This is a genomic window from Olivibacter sp. SDN3 (genome assembly GCF_014334135.1).
Classification (GTDB): Bacteria; Bacteroidota; Bacteroidia; order Sphingobacteriales; family Sphingobacteriaceae; genus Olivibacter.
Genome location: NZ_CP060497.1, coordinates 2,021,584 through 2,040,831, shown reverse-complemented (window position 1 = coordinate 2,040,831; position 19,248 = coordinate 2,021,584). Strand labels below are relative to the sequence as shown.

17 protein-coding genes are annotated in these 19,248 nt (G+C 42.3%); 8 read left to right on the top strand and 9 right to left on the bottom strand.

Features of this window, described 5'->3' with window-relative positions:
• Positions 1-9: 9 nt before the first annotated feature.
• The gene (locus tag H8S90_RS08365; protein WP_187342101.1) at positions 10-1,122 is read right to left on the bottom strand and encodes a polysaccharide pyruvyl transferase family protein; all 1,113 of its coding nucleotides are present in this window, start codon (positions 1,120-1,122) and stop codon (positions 10-12) included.
• A 10-nt stretch (positions 1,123-1,132) separates the two neighbouring features.
• Entirely contained in the window at positions 1,133-2,644 is a 1,512-nt protein-coding gene (locus tag H8S90_RS08360) for a lipopolysaccharide biosynthesis protein (protein WP_187342100.1), read from the bottom strand.
• Positions 2,645-3,250: 606 nt separating this feature from the next.
• On the opposite strand from H8S90_RS08360, the gene H8S90_RS08355 reads away from it, so the two are divergent.
• From H8S90_RS08355 to H8S90_RS08320, 8 genes are all read left to right on the top strand, one after another.
• The gene (locus H8S90_RS08355) at positions 3,251-3,403 is read left to right on the top strand and encodes a hypothetical protein (protein WP_187342099.1); all 153 of its coding nucleotides are present in this window, start codon (positions 3,251-3,253) and stop codon (positions 3,401-3,403) included.
• A gap of 140 nt (positions 3,404-3,543) precedes the next feature.
• Complete coding sequence (locus H8S90_RS08350; protein WP_187342098.1) at positions 3,544-4,056, top strand: GNAT family N-acetyltransferase; 513 nt, start codon at positions 3,544-3,546, stop codon at positions 4,054-4,056.
• Positions 4,057-4,506: 450 nt separating this feature from the next.
• Positions 4,507-5,433 (top strand): outer membrane protein assembly factor BamD, encoded by a 927-nt coding sequence (gene bamD / locus H8S90_RS08345; protein WP_187342097.1) that lies wholly within the window; start codon positions 4,507-4,509, stop codon positions 5,431-5,433.
• 4 nt (positions 5,434-5,437) lie between these two features.
• On the top strand, positions 5,438-5,767 hold the full coding sequence (locus tag H8S90_RS08340) for a DNA-directed RNA polymerase subunit omega (protein WP_187342096.1): 330 nt from the start codon (positions 5,438-5,440) through the stop codon (positions 5,765-5,767).
• Between the two features lie 29 nt (positions 5,768-5,796).
• The gene (coaBC, locus tag H8S90_RS08335; protein WP_187342095.1) at positions 5,797-7,044 is read left to right on the top strand and encodes a bifunctional phosphopantothenoylcysteine decarboxylase/phosphopantothenate--cysteine ligase CoaBC; all 1,248 of its coding nucleotides are present in this window, start codon (positions 5,797-5,799) and stop codon (positions 7,042-7,044) included.
• A gap of 428 nt (positions 7,045-7,472) precedes the next feature.
• The gene (locus H8S90_RS08330; protein WP_187342094.1) at positions 7,473-8,240 is read left to right on the top strand and encodes a DUF1080 domain-containing protein; all 768 of its coding nucleotides are present in this window, start codon (positions 7,473-7,475) and stop codon (positions 8,238-8,240) included.
• Between the two features lie 371 nt (positions 8,241-8,611).
• A complete protein-coding gene (locus H8S90_RS08325) occupies positions 8,612-11,827 on the top strand; it encodes a glycoside hydrolase family 2 TIM barrel-domain containing protein (protein WP_187342093.1) in 3,216 nt (1,071 codons plus the stop codon).
• A 102-nt stretch (positions 11,828-11,929) separates the two neighbouring features.
• Complete coding sequence (locus tag H8S90_RS08320) at positions 11,930-12,808, top strand: AraC family transcriptional regulator (RefSeq protein ID WP_187342092.1); 879 nt, start codon at positions 11,930-11,932, stop codon at positions 12,806-12,808.
• Here the strand turns inward: H8S90_RS08320 and H8S90_RS08315 are convergent.
• Genes H8S90_RS08315 through H8S90_RS08285 form a run of 7 tightly spaced genes read right to left on the bottom strand, consistent with a single transcriptional unit; the run spans position 12,805 to position 19,238 of the window.
• Complete coding sequence (locus tag H8S90_RS08315; protein WP_187342091.1) at positions 12,805-13,581, bottom strand: SDR family oxidoreductase; 777 nt, start codon at positions 13,579-13,581, stop codon at positions 12,805-12,807. The genes H8S90_RS08320 and H8S90_RS08315 overlap by 4 nt on opposite strands.
• 9 nt (positions 13,582-13,590) lie before the next feature.
• Positions 13,591-14,514 carry a Gfo/Idh/MocA family oxidoreductase gene (locus tag H8S90_RS08310; protein ID WP_187342090.1) on the bottom strand — a complete coding sequence of 308 codons (924 nt, stop codon included), beginning with the start codon at positions 14,512-14,514 and terminating at the stop codon, positions 13,591-13,593.
• Positions 14,511-15,467 carry an aldo/keto reductase gene (locus H8S90_RS08305; protein ID WP_187342089.1) on the bottom strand — a complete coding sequence of 319 codons (957 nt, stop codon included), beginning with the start codon at positions 15,465-15,467 and terminating at the stop codon, positions 14,511-14,513. Before H8S90_RS08305 ends, H8S90_RS08310 begins: the two co-directional genes overlap by 4 nt.
• A gap of 13 nt (positions 15,468-15,480) precedes the next feature.
• Positions 15,481-16,287 (bottom strand): HpcH/HpaI aldolase/citrate lyase family protein, encoded by an 807-nt coding sequence (locus H8S90_RS08300; RefSeq protein WP_187342088.1) that lies wholly within the window; start codon positions 16,285-16,287, stop codon positions 15,481-15,483.
• Between the two features lie 7 nt (positions 16,288-16,294).
• Positions 16,295-17,545, bottom strand: a complete 1,251-nt coding sequence (locus tag H8S90_RS08295) for an MFS transporter (RefSeq protein ID WP_187342087.1) — start codon at positions 17,543-17,545, stop codon at positions 16,295-16,297.
• Positions 17,542-18,453, bottom strand: coding sequence for a hypothetical protein (locus tag H8S90_RS08290; protein WP_187342086.1), 912 nt, complete (start codon positions 18,451-18,453; stop codon positions 17,542-17,544). The genes H8S90_RS08295 and H8S90_RS08290 overlap by 4 nt, the downstream gene beginning before the upstream one ends.
• 32 nt (positions 18,454-18,485) lie before the next feature.
• Positions 18,486-19,238, bottom strand: coding sequence for a phytanoyl-CoA dioxygenase family protein (locus tag H8S90_RS08285; RefSeq protein ID WP_187342085.1), 753 nt, complete (start codon positions 19,236-19,238; stop codon positions 18,486-18,488).
• Between the last annotated feature and the right edge of the window lie 10 nt (positions 19,239-19,248).

Here is a 19,248-nt window from a genome sequence, read left to right as displayed (position 1 = left end):
CCTTTTAAGTTAGTTAAAAATGGCCGACAGATACTTTTGTATTAGCTGCTCGTTTTGTTGACGGGCTTTGATAAATGGATCTAAAACAAAACGCCTATCAGCTACACCTTTCTGCATAATGGCAACGTTGCGCTCTGACTTCTCATTGATGTCCATTACCGCTTCAGCCATTTGGTTATCTTTCCAAATATGATAGATTTTCTTATTGTCAACAGGATCAATCAATGGAAAAGAAATGGTATTACACTGTAGAGCAAACAACAAAACATGTAATCGGTTACTGATAACAAAGAGCGCTTTATTGTAAAGTCCTGCTGCCTCCTCCAATAATAGTTTTCTATCGATAACTTCTACATCAAAATCTTCCATTAACGCTTTTTGCAATACAAACGAAGCTTCGCGATCATATTTCACCTGATAGGAGATTATTACACGCAGCTTTAGATCTGAAAAAGATTTCAAGATCGCTTTTACCCGCTCCACATAAGGTTGAAAGTAACGCTCATCATGTACTTTCCCATAAGAATTGGATCTAAAACTTAAGATAATATATTGATCTTTATCTGGTGGAGAGACATTAATAGGCGGTTCATAACTCCACGCTAAATCGGGAAACAGTTGAGGTTTTTTAAATTTACCTTCTATAGCCATTTTTACGGATTCTTTATCGCGTACGCCATAGAAAAAATAAACCTTCGAATGAAAAGCTTCGGCCTGCATATTAACATCGTCAAACGGTCCTATGGAGAACCCGACCCGTACAATACGTAAACCCAAGGCCTTAAAAAGAAGTAAACGCGTGCTCCTTTTTCTTAACCGGTCAGCGCCCTCTTTACCCTGCCTAGAGGTATGCCCCGGGGCCAACACCAGATATACCTTATTTTTACTGAATATCGACCTGGCCAACTTACTTAAAAGATGTCTATCCAACGATGCATGGGTTACTTCTGAAAGTAATCGATCTTGTTTTCCCCTTAACTCATCAATAAACCAGCGATCGGTGTTATTATCTTCTAATATAATTTGGCCATACTTCCCCATCAATTGAATGGCTACTTTATTTATCAATAAATCTCCCGTGTTCTCTGTCTGAGAAGCGGGCACAAAATATATGCTATTCATCTGAAAATTATTATTTCTTCTTAATAAATTTATTTACAACAAGGTTCTTCTCTTCCTTGTTCAGGAAAAGGTAAGCCAAAACACCAAAAAACATAAATAAGCCCCCACCGTGCAAGATGATTGCAGGCCATGTGTCGATTTGAAAGAAGGTTGTATAGGTCTGCCCCATAACAATAGCAACCCCTAACAGCAATAAAGACGAAATAGAAGATTTAAAAAATGTAAACCTATTAATGCCCATGTTACCTGCTATGTAAATCGGCATAAAAATGAAGTTTTTGATAGTCAAAACAAGTCCACTGGCTATAGCAACACCGTAAAGTCCAAGGGAAGTATATTTTACTAAGTAAACGGCCAGTAAAAGATTAACTACTCCCATGACCACTGTAAATATGCCTGGGACCTTAACCTTATTATAGGCTCTATTTAATGAAAAAAGTGGCTGAATACCTAAATTAATGGGCAAAGGCAACAGTACCAGAATAAACAACCATTTCATAGCTGCAAATTCTTCTCCTACCCAAAGGGATAAAAGATTTTCCGACAAGATACAGAGGGTCGCAACCATGCAGGTAATAAAAAGGGTTAATGTTTTATTCGATAACAGCGTAATCTTTGTCATCTGCTCGATCTGTCGTTTAGCATACAGCGTGAGTATCAAGGGCCCCAATACACCTGAAAGCGAAATGGATAAGGTTCTAATTAAATTGCTCCACTGCAATATAACACTATACTTACCAGCTGCCTCATTGCCCATTATTTTGTTGACAACGATCAAATCGATCTGTAGAAAAAGTATACTACCCAATTGGATTACAACCAACCATCCACCCATAGACAGCAGCTCATATAACCGCTCCTTTCGAAAATCTTTAAACCTTAACTTGATATTTGGCGAATATTTTTTGAAGAGATAAAAGCTATATCTACTGGCAAAAATACTACCTAACAGTACCGCGAAACCGTAACCGAGCAGTGAGACTTTTATAAGTAGGTAAGTACCTACCACAACGAGTACCCGCACCAAGGTATTGATCACTGTAACCTGATTGACTAGGTCTAACCTATTGGCCACGTAAGCCGATACGTTGAACACAGAAGTTAGGCAGGTTAATATAAATGAAAAACTAATGCATAAGAACAACTGTACCGCGTCTGTCACATAGCCATCCGGTACAGATATGATTTTTTCTATTTGCGTAGAGAACAAAATAAAGCCGGGAACCAATAAGAGCAGTATACCACCAATAGCAATTAATGCCGTATTGAAGACCTGAGAGGTTCCTTCCTCACTTTCCCGTTCTTTGCTAAGGGCCATGAACCTCGAAAGTGATCCATTAACTGCAACGGTAATGACTGAAGCATAGCCAATAATGGTCGTAGCTAACGGAATCATACCATATGCACCTACACCTAATTTTTTTATCAGGTAAGGTGGTAACCAAAACCCTATTATACCATTTAAAATAAACAAAGCTCCATTAGATAAAAGATTCTTCTTAAGGGCCGTTATATTGTTCATTGTATCTTCTTGTAATGTTGCTTCTGCTACTTTACTATTGTATATAGTTGCTTAATCGCGGAATAAGTAGCACTTTCCTGTCAATGCCAAGCAAAGTAATTCCCGGCAGACTGAGCCTGTTTGACTTGCGAATATACGACCATCAGCAATAGGCTGTTCAATTAAGATGAATATTGTAAAATAAACGCCAATTTTGTGTGCAGTAATGTATAATAGTTGTCCGCTTTTTGAGTATACTATTGCATCCTGCCCGGGTGGTTTAAAAACATAACATAACGTATACTTACCTACTGTTCATATGTACAATAAAGAGCACAACGACAATATATAAAATGGCTCATTTTTTATACAATGGGAATGGACAATCCTTGAATATGAAAAGACCAATTTTCACCGTTTGGAGCACCTAAACAATTGCTAATTAACGCTCATACATAAACTCCTCCGCAACTTTTTACGAAAACAACACTAAAGCCCAAAAAGAAGTTATCAACTGACAATCAATAACTTAAAACAAAACCATTAGTATTCATCATCTTTTTGGCACGATATTGGAGTTAATCTGTTCGCTGAAAGAAAATGTTTAACGAATAAATCCTTTATACTATGAAAAGCATAAAAAAAAGTACAATGAAGGTTAATGGTTTATCAAAATTGGCTAGAAAAGTGGATAAACAGTTAATGGATTTATTGGTTGGTGAGCTAAAAAATATCCGAGCACAGCAAAACTTAAAAAGTGGCCAGATGAAAATTGCTTAATTTGGCCCAAAAAAATTACATCTACCTATGAATTGAAATATACTCTCATCTACCTATGAGAAACGTCCTCAAGTAAAATGGCCTGTCCATTCCTTGAGGATTTTTTTTACCTAATCCTCAAACCTTTTTATCTTTGTAACATGACCCATACCCATCGTAGCTTAGTTTATAGAGATGCCTTATTGACCGATTTATCAACAATTGTTGCTATTTATAACAGTACAGTGGCCAGTAGGATAGTAACCGCGGATACCGTAGAGGTCTCTATAGAAAGCAAGTTGCCTTGGTTTAAATCGCATAATAAGCGTACTCGTCCGCTGTGGATGGTGGAAAATGGTGATAGACAGCCAATCGGATGGGTCAGCTTTCAGTCGTTTTATGGTCGCCCTGCTTACAATGGCACGGCAGAGATAAGCATATATCTCGATGAAAATCAACGGGGAAAAGGCTATGGTAAGGAGATCTTAAGATATGCGCTGCAGCAAGCGCCAATACATGCTATAGATACCATTATGGCCTTCATTTTCGCCCATAACCTATCCAGTATTAATTTATTTCAACAAGAGGGCTTTGAAGAATGGGGAAACTTTCCAGATATTGCGTTATTAGATGGAGTACGCCGGAGTTTAGTGGTGTTGGGTCGGAAGGTTTAATTATCCACTTTTATTTGTTTTCTGTGTTGCTCAAGAGCGCATCGCTCCACGCTTCAGTCTGCTCCTTATTAGTCAAGAAAAAGAATACAGAAAGTTAATATATGTTAAAAATTTGCTACAGCGAAAATGCATGGCTACTTTCGTACATAGCTCATAGCGGTTGTTTTCAATGGAAATGAAGCTTGCTAAAGCGGGTTTAGCGGCGGCTTTAATTTTTGAGCAGCGGGATCGTGTAACTTTACAGGCAGTATAAATCCTTCGTTCTGCGAAAATGCCGCCTTAGGCAGATGCGGTTTGCAGGTTGGAGCACTACCTTGGTGGCATCTGGCTAACGCGGCGAGGTTTATTCGCAAGTGTTCATTTTAATAAGTGCTCATGAGCTCCCGATGGTCGGTTTTGTTTACTTTTTTACGGTAAAAAAGTTAAAATAATTTTAATTATCTTTGCAGAATGTTTAAAGACAAGCGTTTAGTGATCTGGGTTTCAGTTTTGCTATTTTCATTTGGAATGGTAAGCTGTAAAAGCAAATTTGAGAAATTGCGAGCTGGCAATGACAATGTTGCAAAATACCGCGAAGCGATCAACTTGTATAATAACAAGAAATACTCAAAAGCGCTTATTTTATTTGAAGATCTGTCGAACAAGTATCGCGGAAGGCCAGAAAATGAAGAATTACTTTATTATTTTGCTTATACCAATTATCGGTTAAGAGACTATACATCCGCTAGATTTCATTTCAAGAATTTCACCGATCAATACCCTCAGAGTGCCCGATCGGAAGAATGCCGGTTTATGGGTGCTTATTGCTATTACTTGGAATCACCTGTATATTCGCTCGATCAGGAGAACACATTAAAAGCTATTGAATCACTTCAGCTTTTTATAAATTTATATCCAAAGAGTGACCGTGCTGAAGAAGCCTCTAGATTTATTCAGGATTTACGTGACAAATTAGAGCATAAGTCATATGCAAATGCTAAACTTTATCTAGACGTAGGCGATTACAAAGCGGCCGTTATCGCTTTCCAAAATTCTTTGCAGGATTACCCGGACACGAAATATGCAGAAGAAATGGAGTTTCTCGCTATTCGTTCACAATACTTATATGCACGCAACAGCATGCTTAAAAGTCAGGAAGGACGATACAATGAAACGATCTCCTTTGCCGATGATTTTGTAGACAATTTTCCCGAAAGCAAATATAAGAAAGACGTAGAAGGCCTGAAAAAAGATGCATTGAAAGGTATTGAAGAAACGAATAAAATAATCGCTTCTTTAACGCCTACACAAAAAAAGCAGGAAGAAGAGAAGGGGAAGATAATGGAAGAAGGACAAAACACGCCACAAGGCACTATACCTCAACAAAGTATACAATAAAACTATGAGCAATACACAGAAAAATATCGTTCCTAACTCTACCGTGACACGTGATTTACGTGAGCTGGATGAAAAAACAGGAAACATTTACGAATCAATTGTAGTCATTGCACGCCGTGCCAATCAGATTGCTAGTAACGTAAAGGAAGAATTACATGGTAAACTGGCAGAATTTGCCACCTCTAACGATAATTTGGAAGAGGTATTTGAAAATCGTGAGCAAATAGAAATATCTAAACATTACGAGCGTATGCCTAAACCCACTTTGGTTGCCGCTGACGAATTTCTAAATGATAAGGTTTACTTTAGAAACCCTTCTAAAGAACAGAAGTAGAATAAAAAGCTACTCTATTAAGCTAACAAATGCTTAAGGGCAAGAAGATTATATTAGGTATCTGTGGGAGCATTGCAGCCTACAAAGCAGCTACATTGACCAGACTACTGGTAAAAGCAGGTGCTGAAGTACAGGTGGTAATGACCCCAGAGGCCACAGCCTTCATTACCCCGCTAACGTTAGCTACACTTTCCAACAAACCCGTACTTACGGAGTATTTTGACGAACATACGGGCGAATGGAATAAACATGTACACTTGGGGCTATGGGCTGACCGTTTGTTAATCGCCCCGGCAAGCGCTAATACCCTCGCCAAATTAGCTAATGGTTTATGTGATAACCTCCTATGTGCGATATACCTCTCCGCACGATGCCCTGTATATTTCGCCCCCGCAATGGACTTAGATATGTTTTCCCATCCGGCTACGCAACAAAACATACAGCGGCTGCAAAGCTTTGGAAATATATTGATCCCCCCAGATAGCGGAGAACTTGCCAGTGGATTAGTGGGTGAAGGCCGATTGGCAGAGCCCGAAGAGATTACAACTTTTATAGAACAATCGTTTGCCACTGGTGGTGTATCTAAAGCCCGTGAAGACGCTGCCTTGCCTTTAGCAGGTAAAAAGGCATTGGTTAGTGCCGGGCCGACATATGAAGCCATAGACCCTGTACGCTTTATTGGTAATCATAGCAGCGGGAAAATGGGTTATGCAATTGCCGAAACATTACAAGGTCTGGGAGCAGATGTAACACTGGTGAGTGGCCCAACAGCTTTAGCAGCACCCCAACAGGTGCTCCGTATCGATGTGACCTCTGCAAAAGAAATGCTGGAAGCTTGTACCCAGACTTTTACTGAAGCCGACATTACCGTTATGAGTGCCGCCGTGGCCGATTACACACCAGTGGAGGTGGCTTCGCAAAAGATTAAGAAAAAAGATCCACACTTTTCCATCGCGTTAACAAAAACCACAGACATTCTGGCTTCATTGGGCGCTGCTAAAAGACCGGATCAAATTTTGGCTGGATTTGCTTTGGAAACGAACAATGAAGAGGCGAATGCGCTTATCAAACTGGAAAACAAAAACCTCGATTTTATCGTATTGAATTCTATGCAAGACAAGGGCGCAGGCTTTGCTGGTGATAGTAATAAGATTACCATTATCGATCGCAACAAACAACAAACAACGTTCGCGCTAAAATCTAAAAAGGAAGTTGCCACAGACATATGCAACTACATTTTAACTATCTATAATACAAAATCGGCAAAAAGCCTGTAATCGAACACTCATTTTTGTTGTTACTTATTTGCCAATTACCTACCTTTGATGAAGCGTACTTTGAACACTTACTTAGTACCTCTGCTAATCAAAGATGATGAAATCATATGATAAATTGCTGATAAATTCCCTGCGACATATAAGTTTCTGTAAAAATGGCCGTTCATAAGCATAAAATTGGCCTCAAAAAAGAGGATTTAACGATTTTGATGAGTGCTGCGCAGTACGCTCATTATAACAAAATCAGCCTCAAAAATCTTCGGCTACAAAGGCCTTGCCTCAGCAGTAGCGTCAAAGAAGATTTTTAAGCTGCGGTTTTTATTCACTAGTGTAACATTTTTATGGCGTTCATGAGAACGTTGCACTTAGTTTTGTTACTTTTTCAGCTGCTGGAAAAAGTAAATTAATACAAACTAAAATTATATACTATGTTAAAAAATCAATTACTTATCGCTGCACTGCTTGTAGGTACGGCCGTGCCAACCTTAGCACAAGAAAAAATGAAACCAGAAGACACCGAAGTTTGGGAACCTGTTCCTCCTGTGGTAAACACACCTGTTAGCCAAGCACCTTCCGATGCTGTGGTACTATTTGACGGAAAAGACTTATCCGCCTGGGAATCGCAGAAAAACCCAGGACAGCCGGCAGAATGGACGGTAGGAGGAGGCACATTTACCGTTAATAAAGAAAAAGGTAATATCTGGACCAAAGAAAAATTTGGCAGTTATCAACTTCATTTAGAATACTATATACCTATTGATATTGATGGTGAAGGACAGGGAAGAGGTAACAGCGGTTTATTCCTGGCAGCTATTGGCTCCGGTGATGAAGGATATGAGTTGCAGATTTTAGATTCATACGAAAACAAAACTTACGTAAATGGCCAATTAGGGTCTGTTTATAAGCAGAAAATCCCCTTAGCAAACCCTGCTAGAAAACCCGGCGAATGGCAAACCTATGATGTGGTATGGACTGCCCCTGAATTTAAAGAAGATGGATCGCTGGGATCACCTGCACGCGTAACTGTTTTGATCAACGGGGTATTGGTGCAGAATAACGTGGAACTGGAGGGCGGCACCCAATATATCGGTAAACCTTCTTATAAAGCACACGGCCCTGCTCCTATCATGTTGCAGTCGCACGGCGACCCAAGCAAACCGATCAGTTTCCGGAATATCTGGGTAAGACCTCTTTGATCACTACACAATGGGTTATGGGTGTTGAACCTACTTCTTTACCCATAACCATTAACGCTCCCAATGCGCTGTTACCTTTCTGTTCACATCGTATTTTGTTAAATACGTAACAACGCATCGTAAACGACCGGGGATATACGCCTCTCCTCCTTTCACACCAACCGATCGAAAGTTCGCACCAACGCAAAAAAGCTTCTCATAACCACTGCTAAAAAAGTATGCAAAGTATACGTTCTATACTACATTTACGTTCTAGTATCAGTAATTTAATATCTTTGCTTAACACAAATGTCTGCTGCCCATTTTCGCTTAACCAAATGGAGCATAAAAAGTACACCTGTATTATACGCGTGTTGGATAAAAAACATTACATGAACACTATATATTGTTATTTAATTTCTCTGCTATTAATAAATGTATTGGCTTCTCCCGCAATGGCTCAGCGCGAGTGGGAAAATGAAAAGGTATTTCAGCTAAACAGAGAACCTGCACACGCCACTGCCATACCGTTTAGCAACGAACAGCAAGCCATAGCAAACATCGATTCTAACGCTACTTTTTATCAAAGTATCAATGGCCTGTGGAAATTCAACTGGTCCAAAAGTCCGAACGAAAGACCTAAAGATTTTTATAAAAAAAACTTTAACGATAGCAAATGGGTAGATTTCAAGGTGCCTGCCAACTGGGAAGTAAATGGTTATGGTACCCCGATCTATACCAACATTACTTATCCCTTCAAAGTGGAACCACCAGCTATCATGAAGGCAGTAGATACTTCATGGACCAAAAATAAAGAACCAAACCCGGTAGGATCGTATAGAAAACAGGTGAACATCGCCGATGATTGGGGTGATAAGCAGATATACATTCATTTCGAAGGCGTACAGAGTGCTTTCTACCTATGGGTAAATGGCGAAAAAGTAGGCTACAGTGAAGGCAGCATGACCGGTGCTAGCTTTGATATCACGGATTACGTGGAAACGGGCCGAAGTAATCTAATAGCTGTGGAAGTCTATAAATGGAGCGATGGCAGTTACCTGGAAGATCAGGATATGTTTAGACTCGGCGGTATACATCGTGATGTATACCTGTATGCTAAGCCGAAAATGCATATTCGCGACTTTTTTCTGAAAGCTGATTTTCCGGAGAATTTTTCCTCGGCTGATTTTATGGCAGATGTTTGGTTGAACAATCTAGGGAAGGGAAGCGACCTAAACGGCTCGATCAGCGTGAAATTACTGGATGCGGAAGGAGAAGAAGTGTTTACCAAGCCTCTGGAAGAAAAAATTAATCGAAAGTTGAGTTTTAATATTTTCAACAGAAATCATGATGAAGAGTTTTATCAGTTGCAGGTAACAGTGGAGAATCCCCACTTATGGTCGGCAGAAGCACCCTACCTTTACACCGCACTAATCACCCTAAAAGACAAAGATAACCAAGTGACCGAGGTGCTCTCTGCAAAATTTGGTTTCCGAAAAGTCGAAATAAAGGACAGCCAGCTATTGGTAAATGGGAAAGCCGTATTGCTAAAAGGTGTGAACAGGCATGAAACACATCCCGATTACGGAAAGGCGGTGCCCTACGCAAGCATGCTGGAAGATATCATGCTCATGAAACAGAACAATATTAACACCGTACGTACATCGCATTATCCTAACGACCCAAAATGGTACAAGCTATGTGATGAATATGGTCTTTATGTTATTGATGAAGCCGATGTGGAAACTCATGGGGCGAAGGCGGATCTTGGCAATAGCGAGAGTTGGCGTGCTGCATACGTGGATAGACATCAGCGGATGGTACAACGCGATAAGAATCATCCTTCGGTCATCATATGGTCTTTGGGCAATGAATCATGGGGGCATGAAAACTTTAAGGCCGCACGGCAGGCAGTATTGGCCATTGATAACTCGCGCCCCATACATTTTGAAAGCTACAACGAGGTGGCGGATATAGAATCCACGATGTATCCGTCGGTACAAAGCCTGTTGGAAAGTGGACAAAAAGCCAGTGAGAAACCTTTTATCATGTGTGAATATGGCCATGCTATGGGTAACGCAATAGGCAACCTTCAAGAATATTGGGATGTTATTGAAAATCATAAACGACTGATAGGCGGTTGTATCTGGGAATGGGTGGATCATGGACTCTCCAAACAGATTCCTGGTGCCACTCCAGACGAAACGTATTTTGCCTATGGAGGAGATTTTGGGGATAAGCCCAATGACGGCAACTTCTGTATGGACGGCATTTTAACACCTGACAGAAAACCTACAGCTAAATTAGAAGAGGTGAAGAAAGTCTACCAGTACGTAAGTATTAAACCTGCCAACTTATTACAGGGAACCGTAAATATTCTTAATAAATATGCATTCCTGAATTTAAATAACTTTACGATCGATTGGACCCTAAGCGAAGACGGAAAGGAGATACAACAAGGGACGCTGCCCCTAATCGACCTTGCCGCAGGCGACAGCACCATCGCAAATATTCCGATAACCCAACCGGTGCTGAAACCTAAAGCCTCTTATTACTTACAGGTAAATGTGCGTTCTGTAAAAGATGAAAAATGGGGGCCCGCTGGCCAAATAGTGGCCACCGACCAATTCAAAATACCTTATCAAATGGTTCAGACCGCAAATCGTACGGATACCCTTACTTCCTTGCCAGATATTTTCGTATTGCAAAAGGAAGAAGAGGTTACCCTGATCGGTAAAGATTTCCATGTAGGGTTTGATCGCAATACCGGCTTCATTTCATCTTTGGCTTATAATAATAACCAGTTAATCGATGGCGATCAATATGGGCCTAAACTTCAGCTGTATCGGGCAACGCTTGATAATGACCGCGACAAGGATTGGGGAGAACCCATCGCTTGGGAAAAGGAAGGATATGATAGCTTAACCTACACCGTAAGTAATTTTAATATTAACACAGGCGATAGTAAATCGGTACAAATTACCGCAGCGGTCACGGCAACTACGAAATCAGGATACGAAGTGAATAGTAATATGGTATATACCGTATACGGCAACGGCACCATTCATCTATCGACTTATATAAATCCGCAAAGGGAAGGTGGGTTGCCATTGTCTAGAATTGGGTTTACCATGGCGCTGAACGCGGGAAATGATCTTGTGGAATGGTTTGGCCGCGGACCGCATGAAAACTACGTGGACAGGAAAGAGGCAGCCTTCATGGGACGGTACCAAAAATCAGTGGAGGAAATGGCTGAACACTATATGCGACCGCAAAGTATGGGCAACCGGGAAGATACCAAATGGATTAAAATAAATAACCGCAATCAGGAAGGACTGGTCATTATAGCTGATGATAAGCTAAGCTTCAGTGCGCTGCATCATACTGAGCAGGACCTTCGTCGCGCCAAACACCCGCATGAATTGGCTACCAGACCAGAAATAATCGTAAACCTGGACTATGCCCAAAGGGGACTGGGAAATGGAAGCTGTGGGCCCATCGTGTTGCCTGCATACCAAATACCCAACGAACCGGTACACTTTAGCTTCAGCATACTACCTTACAATAGAGCAAAAGGTGATGTAGCCGATTACGTAAGGCGGTTTTAATTTATCAATTTGTGATACTATTTTTCGGAATTATCCCTCATAACAAAAAATATCGGACGGAATAACGTAAATTAGCATATTGCCAACTTAACCGTTTTTGTTATGAAAGCTGTAGAATACCGCCTTCCGAAAGACTTCGATAAGTCCTTTGTTGTTTTTAATGAAAAAGGTCCTTTCTTTCCCTGCCCTTGGCACTACCATCCGGAATACGAATTTTGCCTAGTTAATAAAAGTACCGGCAGACGGATGGTTGGAGACCATATCGGTTACTTCGGTGAAGGCGACTTGGTTTTTATGGGTCCATCCCTTCCTCATGTTTGGGTAAACGACCCCATCTATACCAATGGTACCGGGATACGGAAAGCCGATGCAATGGTCATTCATTTCAAAGAGGACTTTCTTGGAGAAAATTTTTTCAACATTCCGGAATTCGAACCCCTGAAGAAAATTCTGCAACTATCCGGCCGCGGTTTGGTTATACAGGGAGAGGCCAAAAAACAGATCAGTCATATCATCCGAAAAATAATGCAGGAAAGTGCCGTGAGACGTCTGGCCTCCTTACTACATATCTTCGATATTCTTTGCTATTATAGGGAATACGAACCTTTGGCAAGCCCGACATATATGCTCTATAAACGGGAAAACTCTACAGATCGCTTCAGTAAGATCACGGATTATATTCTAAGGAATTTTAATAAGGAAATAACCTTGAATGAAGTGGCCGATCAGGCAAATATGGCTACGACGACCTTCTGCAATTTCTTCAAAGAACATTATCGCATGACTTTCGTCGAATACTTAAATACCATCCGGATCGGTTATGTATGTAAACTATTAAGCGACGATTACCACCTCAATATTGTAGAAATAGCGTACGAATGTGGTTTTAATAATCTGGCAAACTTTAATAGGCAGTTTAAAAAATTAAAAGGTATGTCTCCCAGTGAGTATCGGAAGACCGTTTTACTCCAGCCCGCTTAAGCATGCATACCTCCATCTAAGAGAATATTTTCGCCGTTTATATAGGCACCGGCATCTGACGACAGTAGCACAACTAAACCTTTGATATCATCTGCATTGGCCATACGACCCAAAGGAACCTTTTTACAATAGTTTTCAACAAAACGTGCAGGCTGATTATTAAATAATCCCCCTGGGCTGATGCAATTAAAGCGAATATTTTTCCCTGCCATGACCTTGGCCATATATCGACTTAAATTAATAAGTCCAGCGTTATGAAAAAAATAGTCTGGAGGAGGATTGCCCATGGAAGTTCCTTCATAGTTAGAAAGATCAGGACCTCTCACGCCCATCATAGACGCAATATTAATCACACTTCCCCCTCCTGCGTTTACAATAAGATCAGTCATTTCACGCAATAAATGAAACATCCCTGAAGCATTTACCTGCATCGATTTTTCAAATTGATCCACCGGTGCACTGTACCCCGTCATTGGTCTAGACACGGCATTGTTTACAAAAACGTCCAGACGCCCAAAATCTGTCAAAATTTTTTCCTTCAACTCCTTTATACTCGTAGCATCAGATTGATCAACAGCTAAAGCAAATACCGCATACCCGGAAGCCCGAAAAGTGGCTGCAGTACTTGCTGCTCTGGATAAATCGCGGGAAGTAGTAATTACCGTTGCTCCTGCTTCTGCCAACCCCTCTACAATGTTACGACCGTAATTTCCTGAACCACCTGTAACCAGGATAACTTTCTTCGTTAAGTCTAATAATTTATGGATATGCATACGTGTATATTAAGGATGAATCACCACAGGATTACCGTTCAATGCTTTACTTTCCAAGGCCTTAGATACAATTTCGATGACGCGATAGGTCTTGGTAAAAGACAATAAGGCTCTCTTCGCCCTTAAAGACTTCACGAAAGTAAGAATGGTTTCCTTAAACATGATATAGGAATTTTGAATTTCTACCTGATGCCACCCTTCTTTACCGTAAAAAGTAAACTGAAAGGTTGGCGATATGTGTTTAAAGAGATGAAAGGATGCAGTAAAACCGGCGGCAAAATCGACAAGCACAATATCACGATCGGGCGCACCTACATATTGTACCCGCTTGGGTAAAGGGTCTTCAAGCATACCAGACAGCCCCTCCACCATGTGTATACCATAAGTTGTCCAGTCTTTTTTCCCCACGGCAGTTACCAGCTGTAACTCACCCAACGCCGGCAAAAATGTCTTGGCTGTCCGGCACTCTGCGGCATAGCGCATCGACGAACAGGACATCAAGAATTTACCAGCGGCTTCCTGCTGCGAAAACCAATGCAGCTCTTCCATAGTTACCGATAAGGGCTTGTCGATAAATAGCGGAACATCCGCAGCCAAAAACGGGCTTGCCATCTGCATATGCTGACCGGGATCGTCCCGAGCGAGGATAACCGCATCCACATGGCCGATCATGTCCTCCATCCGGTTGACCACATGTGGAATAGCAGCAGACCGTGCGATACTACGGGCAACAGACTCCTCTTGGCACCATACGTGTGTAACCTGCGTTCCATCAATGCCCAGGGTATCGGCATTGGCTGTCAAATAGGCGGCTACCGCAGGATAACCTACACGCGCAATCTCTGCCGGATCAAAAGAACCGTTGATAATAGACGACCATGAATAAGGGTGTGCATTCCCAACACTCATCCCAATAATTCCTAAACGTATCATATCCATCCCCTCCTATCCCAATTAGCCAAATTTAAAAAATCAGGATCCGGGTAGGCCATCGCAATGGCCTTTTGGAACAAATGCTCATCCAAATGATCACCCAACGCGGTGCTAATAGCTTCTTCCAGATATTCTTCTTTGTCTAAGCCCACCAATACCGAAGTTACAGCCGGATAACTCAAGACAAATTTGGTAGCCAGTTGAGCTAAATGCCGAATTGGTGGCCTAACCAGTGCCTGATAGGAAGCAATATGCTGCTCTACTTTTTTTAAGGCTGGATGCCAATCGACATTCCGGTCACTTAACAAACCGCGCAGGAGCACCGACCGAGCCACAATACCAATACCACGCCGTGCAGCTTCGTCAAAAAATACCCGTTGACGCTGATCCATTAAATTGAATGGCAATTGTATAAGGTCCCAACAACCCGCTTCCAACGCTTGCTGAGTTTCGGAAGGTTCATAAACGGAAACGCCAATTGCCCGTACCGTACCTGCAGAACGGAGCGCTGTAAAAACGCGCTGGACGTCTTCATTTTCTAAAATGGCCAGATCGGCATAATGCACCATAAAGACATCTATATAATCTGTCTGCAAGGCTCTAAGGCTTTCCTGAAGGGAGCTCTCTACCAGCTTCCTTAAAGGTCCGTATGCAGGAATCTGCCCAGCAGGATCCTTGAAGTGACGGCATTTCGTTGCGAATACCACTGCCGACCGCTTACCGGCAAAGGCTTTTCCCATGAACGCTTCACTATTTCCATAGAGCCTCGCCGTATCATAGAAATTGATCCCGCGATCTAGCGCTTGATGTAACAAAGCAATGGCACTGGAAGCATCCATAAGCCCCGCCGCCCCTGCCTGTGCATGCAGGCCATAAGGCATGCCAATCTCCACTCCACCGAAAGCGAGCTCAGATACATCTATACCCGTATTTCCTAATCTTCTTTGCTTCATAGTACTTCAGTTTTTAGGGTCGTTCATAATAGGTTCCGGTAGTATCCGACGAATCCAGACCGACAAAAGCTGCGGCCATGCGTTGGCAATACTGCGATAACCCCACTACATCGGCTCCTACGCTTACCAAGTGGTAGCCCATCGCAAATAGACTTTCCAGGGTTTCGGGGCTGCCTACCGTTGCCGCAAATTTTCCATATTGATTGGCAACGGCCGCTACACGCTTTCGGGCATCTACGAGCAAAGGATGATCCCATTGCCCCGGAGCACCGATACCCTGACTGAAATCTCCCGGTCCAAAAAATAACATATCAAAACCTTCCAGCTGGGCTATAGCCTCCAATTCAGGTAAAGGCTCGGGGTCTTCAATTTGCAAAGCGATGAAGCGTTCGCGATTGGCACTGGACAGGTATTCATCTAAACCGATATGCGTATACGCGGCATCGGCATTGCCGCCATCCAACGGGCGACGTCCCAAAGGGAAAAAACGCGTTTGATAAATGATATCCTTGGCATCTTGGAGGCTCATCACATGAGGGACAAGAATACCGGTAGCATCCAGTTCCAAAGGTCGGATATAATCGCTGTATGCTCCCCTTGGCACCCGTACCATGAGATCTGCTCGGTGTGCCTTTGTTGCCCATACGTGGGCAGCAATAACCGACCAGTCCTGCCCGATGTGCTCCAAGTCTACCCAAATGCAATCGAAACCCTGTATAGCCGCTATCTCGGCTACCTGGGCGTCTTTGAGGTTTACCTTAAAACAACTTGCCTTTTGATTACTGCGAAGCTTTTCCAAAACGGTACTTTTTCTCATCATCGCTAATTTATTTGATTTTTGTTGACTCTTCATACCTCGACGAAGGCCTTATCCTATATAACAGGAAAGCACAACTCAATATGATAAGCGTGGCTATCTGAAACAATACACTTAAGTTGATCGCCGCGTCACGCATGATACCACCAATATAAATACCTAGTCCACCAATTAAACAACTGAAGAGGTTCAGTACGCCATAACCCGTGGCCCGGTACCGCCTATCGGTAATTAAACATAAAATGGGCATCATGTTACCATCTGTAAAAATACGGGTAAAGGCAAATAACATGAAACAAAAAATAGCCACTGCCAAGATATTTGTTGTGCTTGCCAGATAGATAGCGGGCGCTGCAACCAACAGTCCCACAGTGGGCAGCAAAATACGGCCACGGGGATGCACCTTAGCCCAACGATCGGCCAATAGGCCACCAACCAACACACCGATCAATGCAGCCGTGTGAAAATACCCAGTAGCATAAATACCCGCCTTGGTCTGTGACAACGCAAAATGCTCTTTAAAATAAGTTGGAAGCCATCCAACAATCAACCAGCCCACAATACCCAGTAAACACCAGGCAGCTAAAGCCAAAAGATACTGTTTATTACTGAAAAGTACGCGGATGGCCTTCGTGAAACGCACATCATTTGAAGGAACTAACGGAACGGGTAACACGTGAGCAACCACATCCTCTTCTTTTCGTTCATCTTTCAAGGTAAACAGCAATAGGAGTGCATAGCCCATTCCTATAAATCCGAAAATAAAAAAAGCAAAATTCCAGGTATGGCGCTCAGCGAGCCAACCACCAACAAAACCCAGGCTTTGCCCCACCATGACACCCGCCATATGCATACTATTGGCAAATGAACGGGTTTCACCCCGATGATAATCCATGATCAGTGCCAAGGCTGCTGGAATGTAACAGGCTTCGCTGAATCCCATCAAAATACGTGTGATGAGCAAGTGCTCAAAACTATTGGCATAAGCCGTTAGCCAGGTAACGGCCGACCAAATGAACAGACTGGCTATTATGACCCTACTTCGATTAAAGCGATCGGCCAGGTAGCCAGCTATTGGACTAAGTGCACCATAAGTCCAGAGAAAAACAGACGTCAACAGCCCAAATTGCCCATCCGTCATCGGAATGGCCTGAATAATGGATGCACGCATCGTGGTAATCATCGTGCGGTCCAAATAATTCAAACAACCAACTACACAAAGCAAGACGACCACCAGCCATGCATATATCCTTTTATTCATTGTTCTTTCATTTTAATGCGGTATGCTAGTGAATACAACGCGTAAGCTGACGCAGCATGTTTATCTGCGTCATAATGAGGCAAAGCCCGGTTGCTTAAAGATAGGTAAAAACGCTCCAGATGTGCACGATCATCTGCCGAACCCTTTGCACACAAAACGGTTAATACCGTTATGACATCCGGACTATCAATAGCTACCGCTTCCAGTTCGTTTTTTAATACCCGATCGATTATTGCTCTTGGTTTTGTTTTGTAAAGCGTACTATATAAGGTTACTTTTATCGGAGAATTCGATAGCTCCGATAGTGCGAAATCATGTAATGCCTGCCAACATTTAATACTCAACCGATCTAATTGCCGGATGACATAACAGGCTGTTTTCTGCTCGTCCACCGATAAACGGGATTTTCCATCGAGTAACATCATCGCCAGTTCATCGCTAACCTGCCGTTGCATGTCTACGCTATGATAAGCCGCGTTCCATTTAGTATAGAGCATCATGGGCACTAGCCGTGATTGCAACGCCTCGGAAACCAAAGAATCCTTTAGCGATAAGGGCTCGCGAAGTTTAGCCAAGGTTTCTATGGCGTGTAGGCGATCATTGGCGCTGGTATCGTAAAAGACCGCTTTTATACGCCCAAGGTAGCTACTGCGTATTTCCTCATTATCAGTCTGTGCTAATACTCGCCATATACCTATGCGATACGCTGGAACATCTCCATATAGACTATCTTCCTTATGAAAGACCGATGCTATGCCCTCCCGATATTCCCCTAATTGCAGCAGGTATTCCGCTGCATGAACCTTGATCCAGCCCTGCTCATCATGCAGTAGCTGTATAAGGTCCGATCGGCATCGTTCCAGACGATCGGTACCCGCGTGGAGCTTATACGCGTAAATCAAGCTCATTACAAAAAGGATATAACGAATCATCGATACACTTACTCCTGTCTTTCTTTTTTAAGTTTTTCCTGATAGGCCTTTTTTGCCGCAACATCTTCAACGGCTGATTGTCCAAAATAAACCAAGCCTATTACCCTTCGGGAACGGGTTTTACTGTGATTACCATCCGCCCGATGAATGGTCATACCATGATGAACCAGTATATCGCCTGTCTTTGCGTGCATAGGCATTTCATTGGCAATATCTTCTGGCTTTCCAAAATCCACGATACACTGGGAAAAGCCCAAGGTGTTATTCCTGCCATGTGGACGCATCCCTTTCACATGCGACCCCCGCACATAACGCAAACAACCATTTTCCTCATCCACATCTTCGATAGGTATCCAAAAGGTAATGGCCTGTGGTGGCGTCAACATAAAATAATAGCAATCCTGATGTGGTGGAGTAGCTTGCCCAATACCGGGAGGCTTATTGAAATACTCTACATATCCCTTGGCGATGGGTTCACCCAACAGGACCTCAGCTAACTTTTTAAAATCACTATCGTGCAGCAAATGGGCAAAAAAAGGGTCATAATCGGATAAATGAAACATTTGCTTCAGGGATTTCCGGTCTACCGGGTCTTCATAAAAAGCATGTTCTGCAGGCATACCGGGGGCTATGTTTTCGATAAAATTGTCTAAGGTCTCCTTCAATTGCGTAAAGGTATGAGCATCCATAAACTGTGGAATAAATACGTAACCATCCCTATCGAATGACATCTTTACGGTTTCTTCTGCTTTCTTTTCCATGGCAATAAAT

Bases quoted from the DNA above. Each gene is read 5' to 3' on its own strand.
- coaBC (WP_187342095.1), top strand. From the start codon at position 5,797: ATGCTTAAGGGCAAGAAGATTATATTAGGTATCTGTGGGAGCATTGCA.
- H8S90_RS08350 (WP_187342098.1), top strand. From the start codon at position 3,544: ATGACCCATACCCATCGTAGCTTAGTTTATAGAGATGCCTTATTGACC.
- H8S90_RS08355 (WP_187342099.1), top strand. From the start codon at position 3,251: ATGAAAAGCATAAAAAAAAGTACAATGAAGGTTAATGGTTTATCAAAA.
- H8S90_RS08330 (WP_187342094.1), top strand. From the start codon at position 7,473: ATGTTAAAAAATCAATTACTTATCGCTGCACTGCTTGTAGGTACGGCC.
- H8S90_RS08360 (WP_187342100.1), bottom strand. From the start codon at position 2,644: ATGAACAATATAACGGCCCTTAAGAAGAATCTTTTATCTAATGGAGCT.
- H8S90_RS08285 (WP_187342085.1), bottom strand. From the start codon at position 19,238: ATGGAAAAGAAAGCAGAAGAAACCGTAAAGATGTCATTCGATAGGGAT.
- H8S90_RS08340 (WP_187342096.1), top strand. From the start codon at position 5,438: ATGAGCAATACACAGAAAAATATCGTTCCTAACTCTACCGTGACACGT.
- H8S90_RS08365 (WP_187342101.1), bottom strand. From the start codon at position 1,122: ATGAATAGCATATATTTTGTGCCCGCTTCTCAGACAGAGAACACGGGA.
- H8S90_RS08300 (WP_187342088.1), bottom strand. From the start codon at position 16,287: ATGATGAGAAAAAGTACCGTTTTGGAAAAGCTTCGCAGTAATCAAAAG.
- H8S90_RS08295 (WP_187342087.1), bottom strand. From the start codon at position 17,545: ATGAATAAAAGGATATATGCATGGCTGGTGGTCGTCTTGCTTTGTGTA.
- H8S90_RS08290 (WP_187342086.1), bottom strand. From the start codon at position 18,453: ATGAGCTTGATTTACGCGTATAAGCTCCACGCGGGTACCGATCGTCTG.
- H8S90_RS08315 (WP_187342091.1), bottom strand. From the start codon at position 13,581: ATGCATATCCATAAATTATTAGACTTAACGAAGAAAGTTATCCTGGTT.
- H8S90_RS08310 (WP_187342090.1), bottom strand. From the start codon at position 14,514: ATGATACGTTTAGGAATTATTGGGATGAGTGTTGGGAATGCACACCCT.
- H8S90_RS08305 (WP_187342089.1), bottom strand. From the start codon at position 15,467: ATGAAGCAAAGAAGATTAGGAAATACGGGTATAGATGTATCTGAGCTC.
- H8S90_RS08320 (WP_187342092.1), top strand. From the start codon at position 11,930: ATGAAAGCTGTAGAATACCGCCTTCCGAAAGACTTCGATAAGTCCTTT.
- bamD (WP_187342097.1), top strand. From the start codon at position 4,507: ATGTTTAAAGACAAGCGTTTAGTGATCTGGGTTTCAGTTTTGCTATTT.
- H8S90_RS08325 (WP_187342093.1), top strand. From the start codon at position 8,612: ATGAACACTATATATTGTTATTTAATTTCTCTGCTATTAATAAATGTA.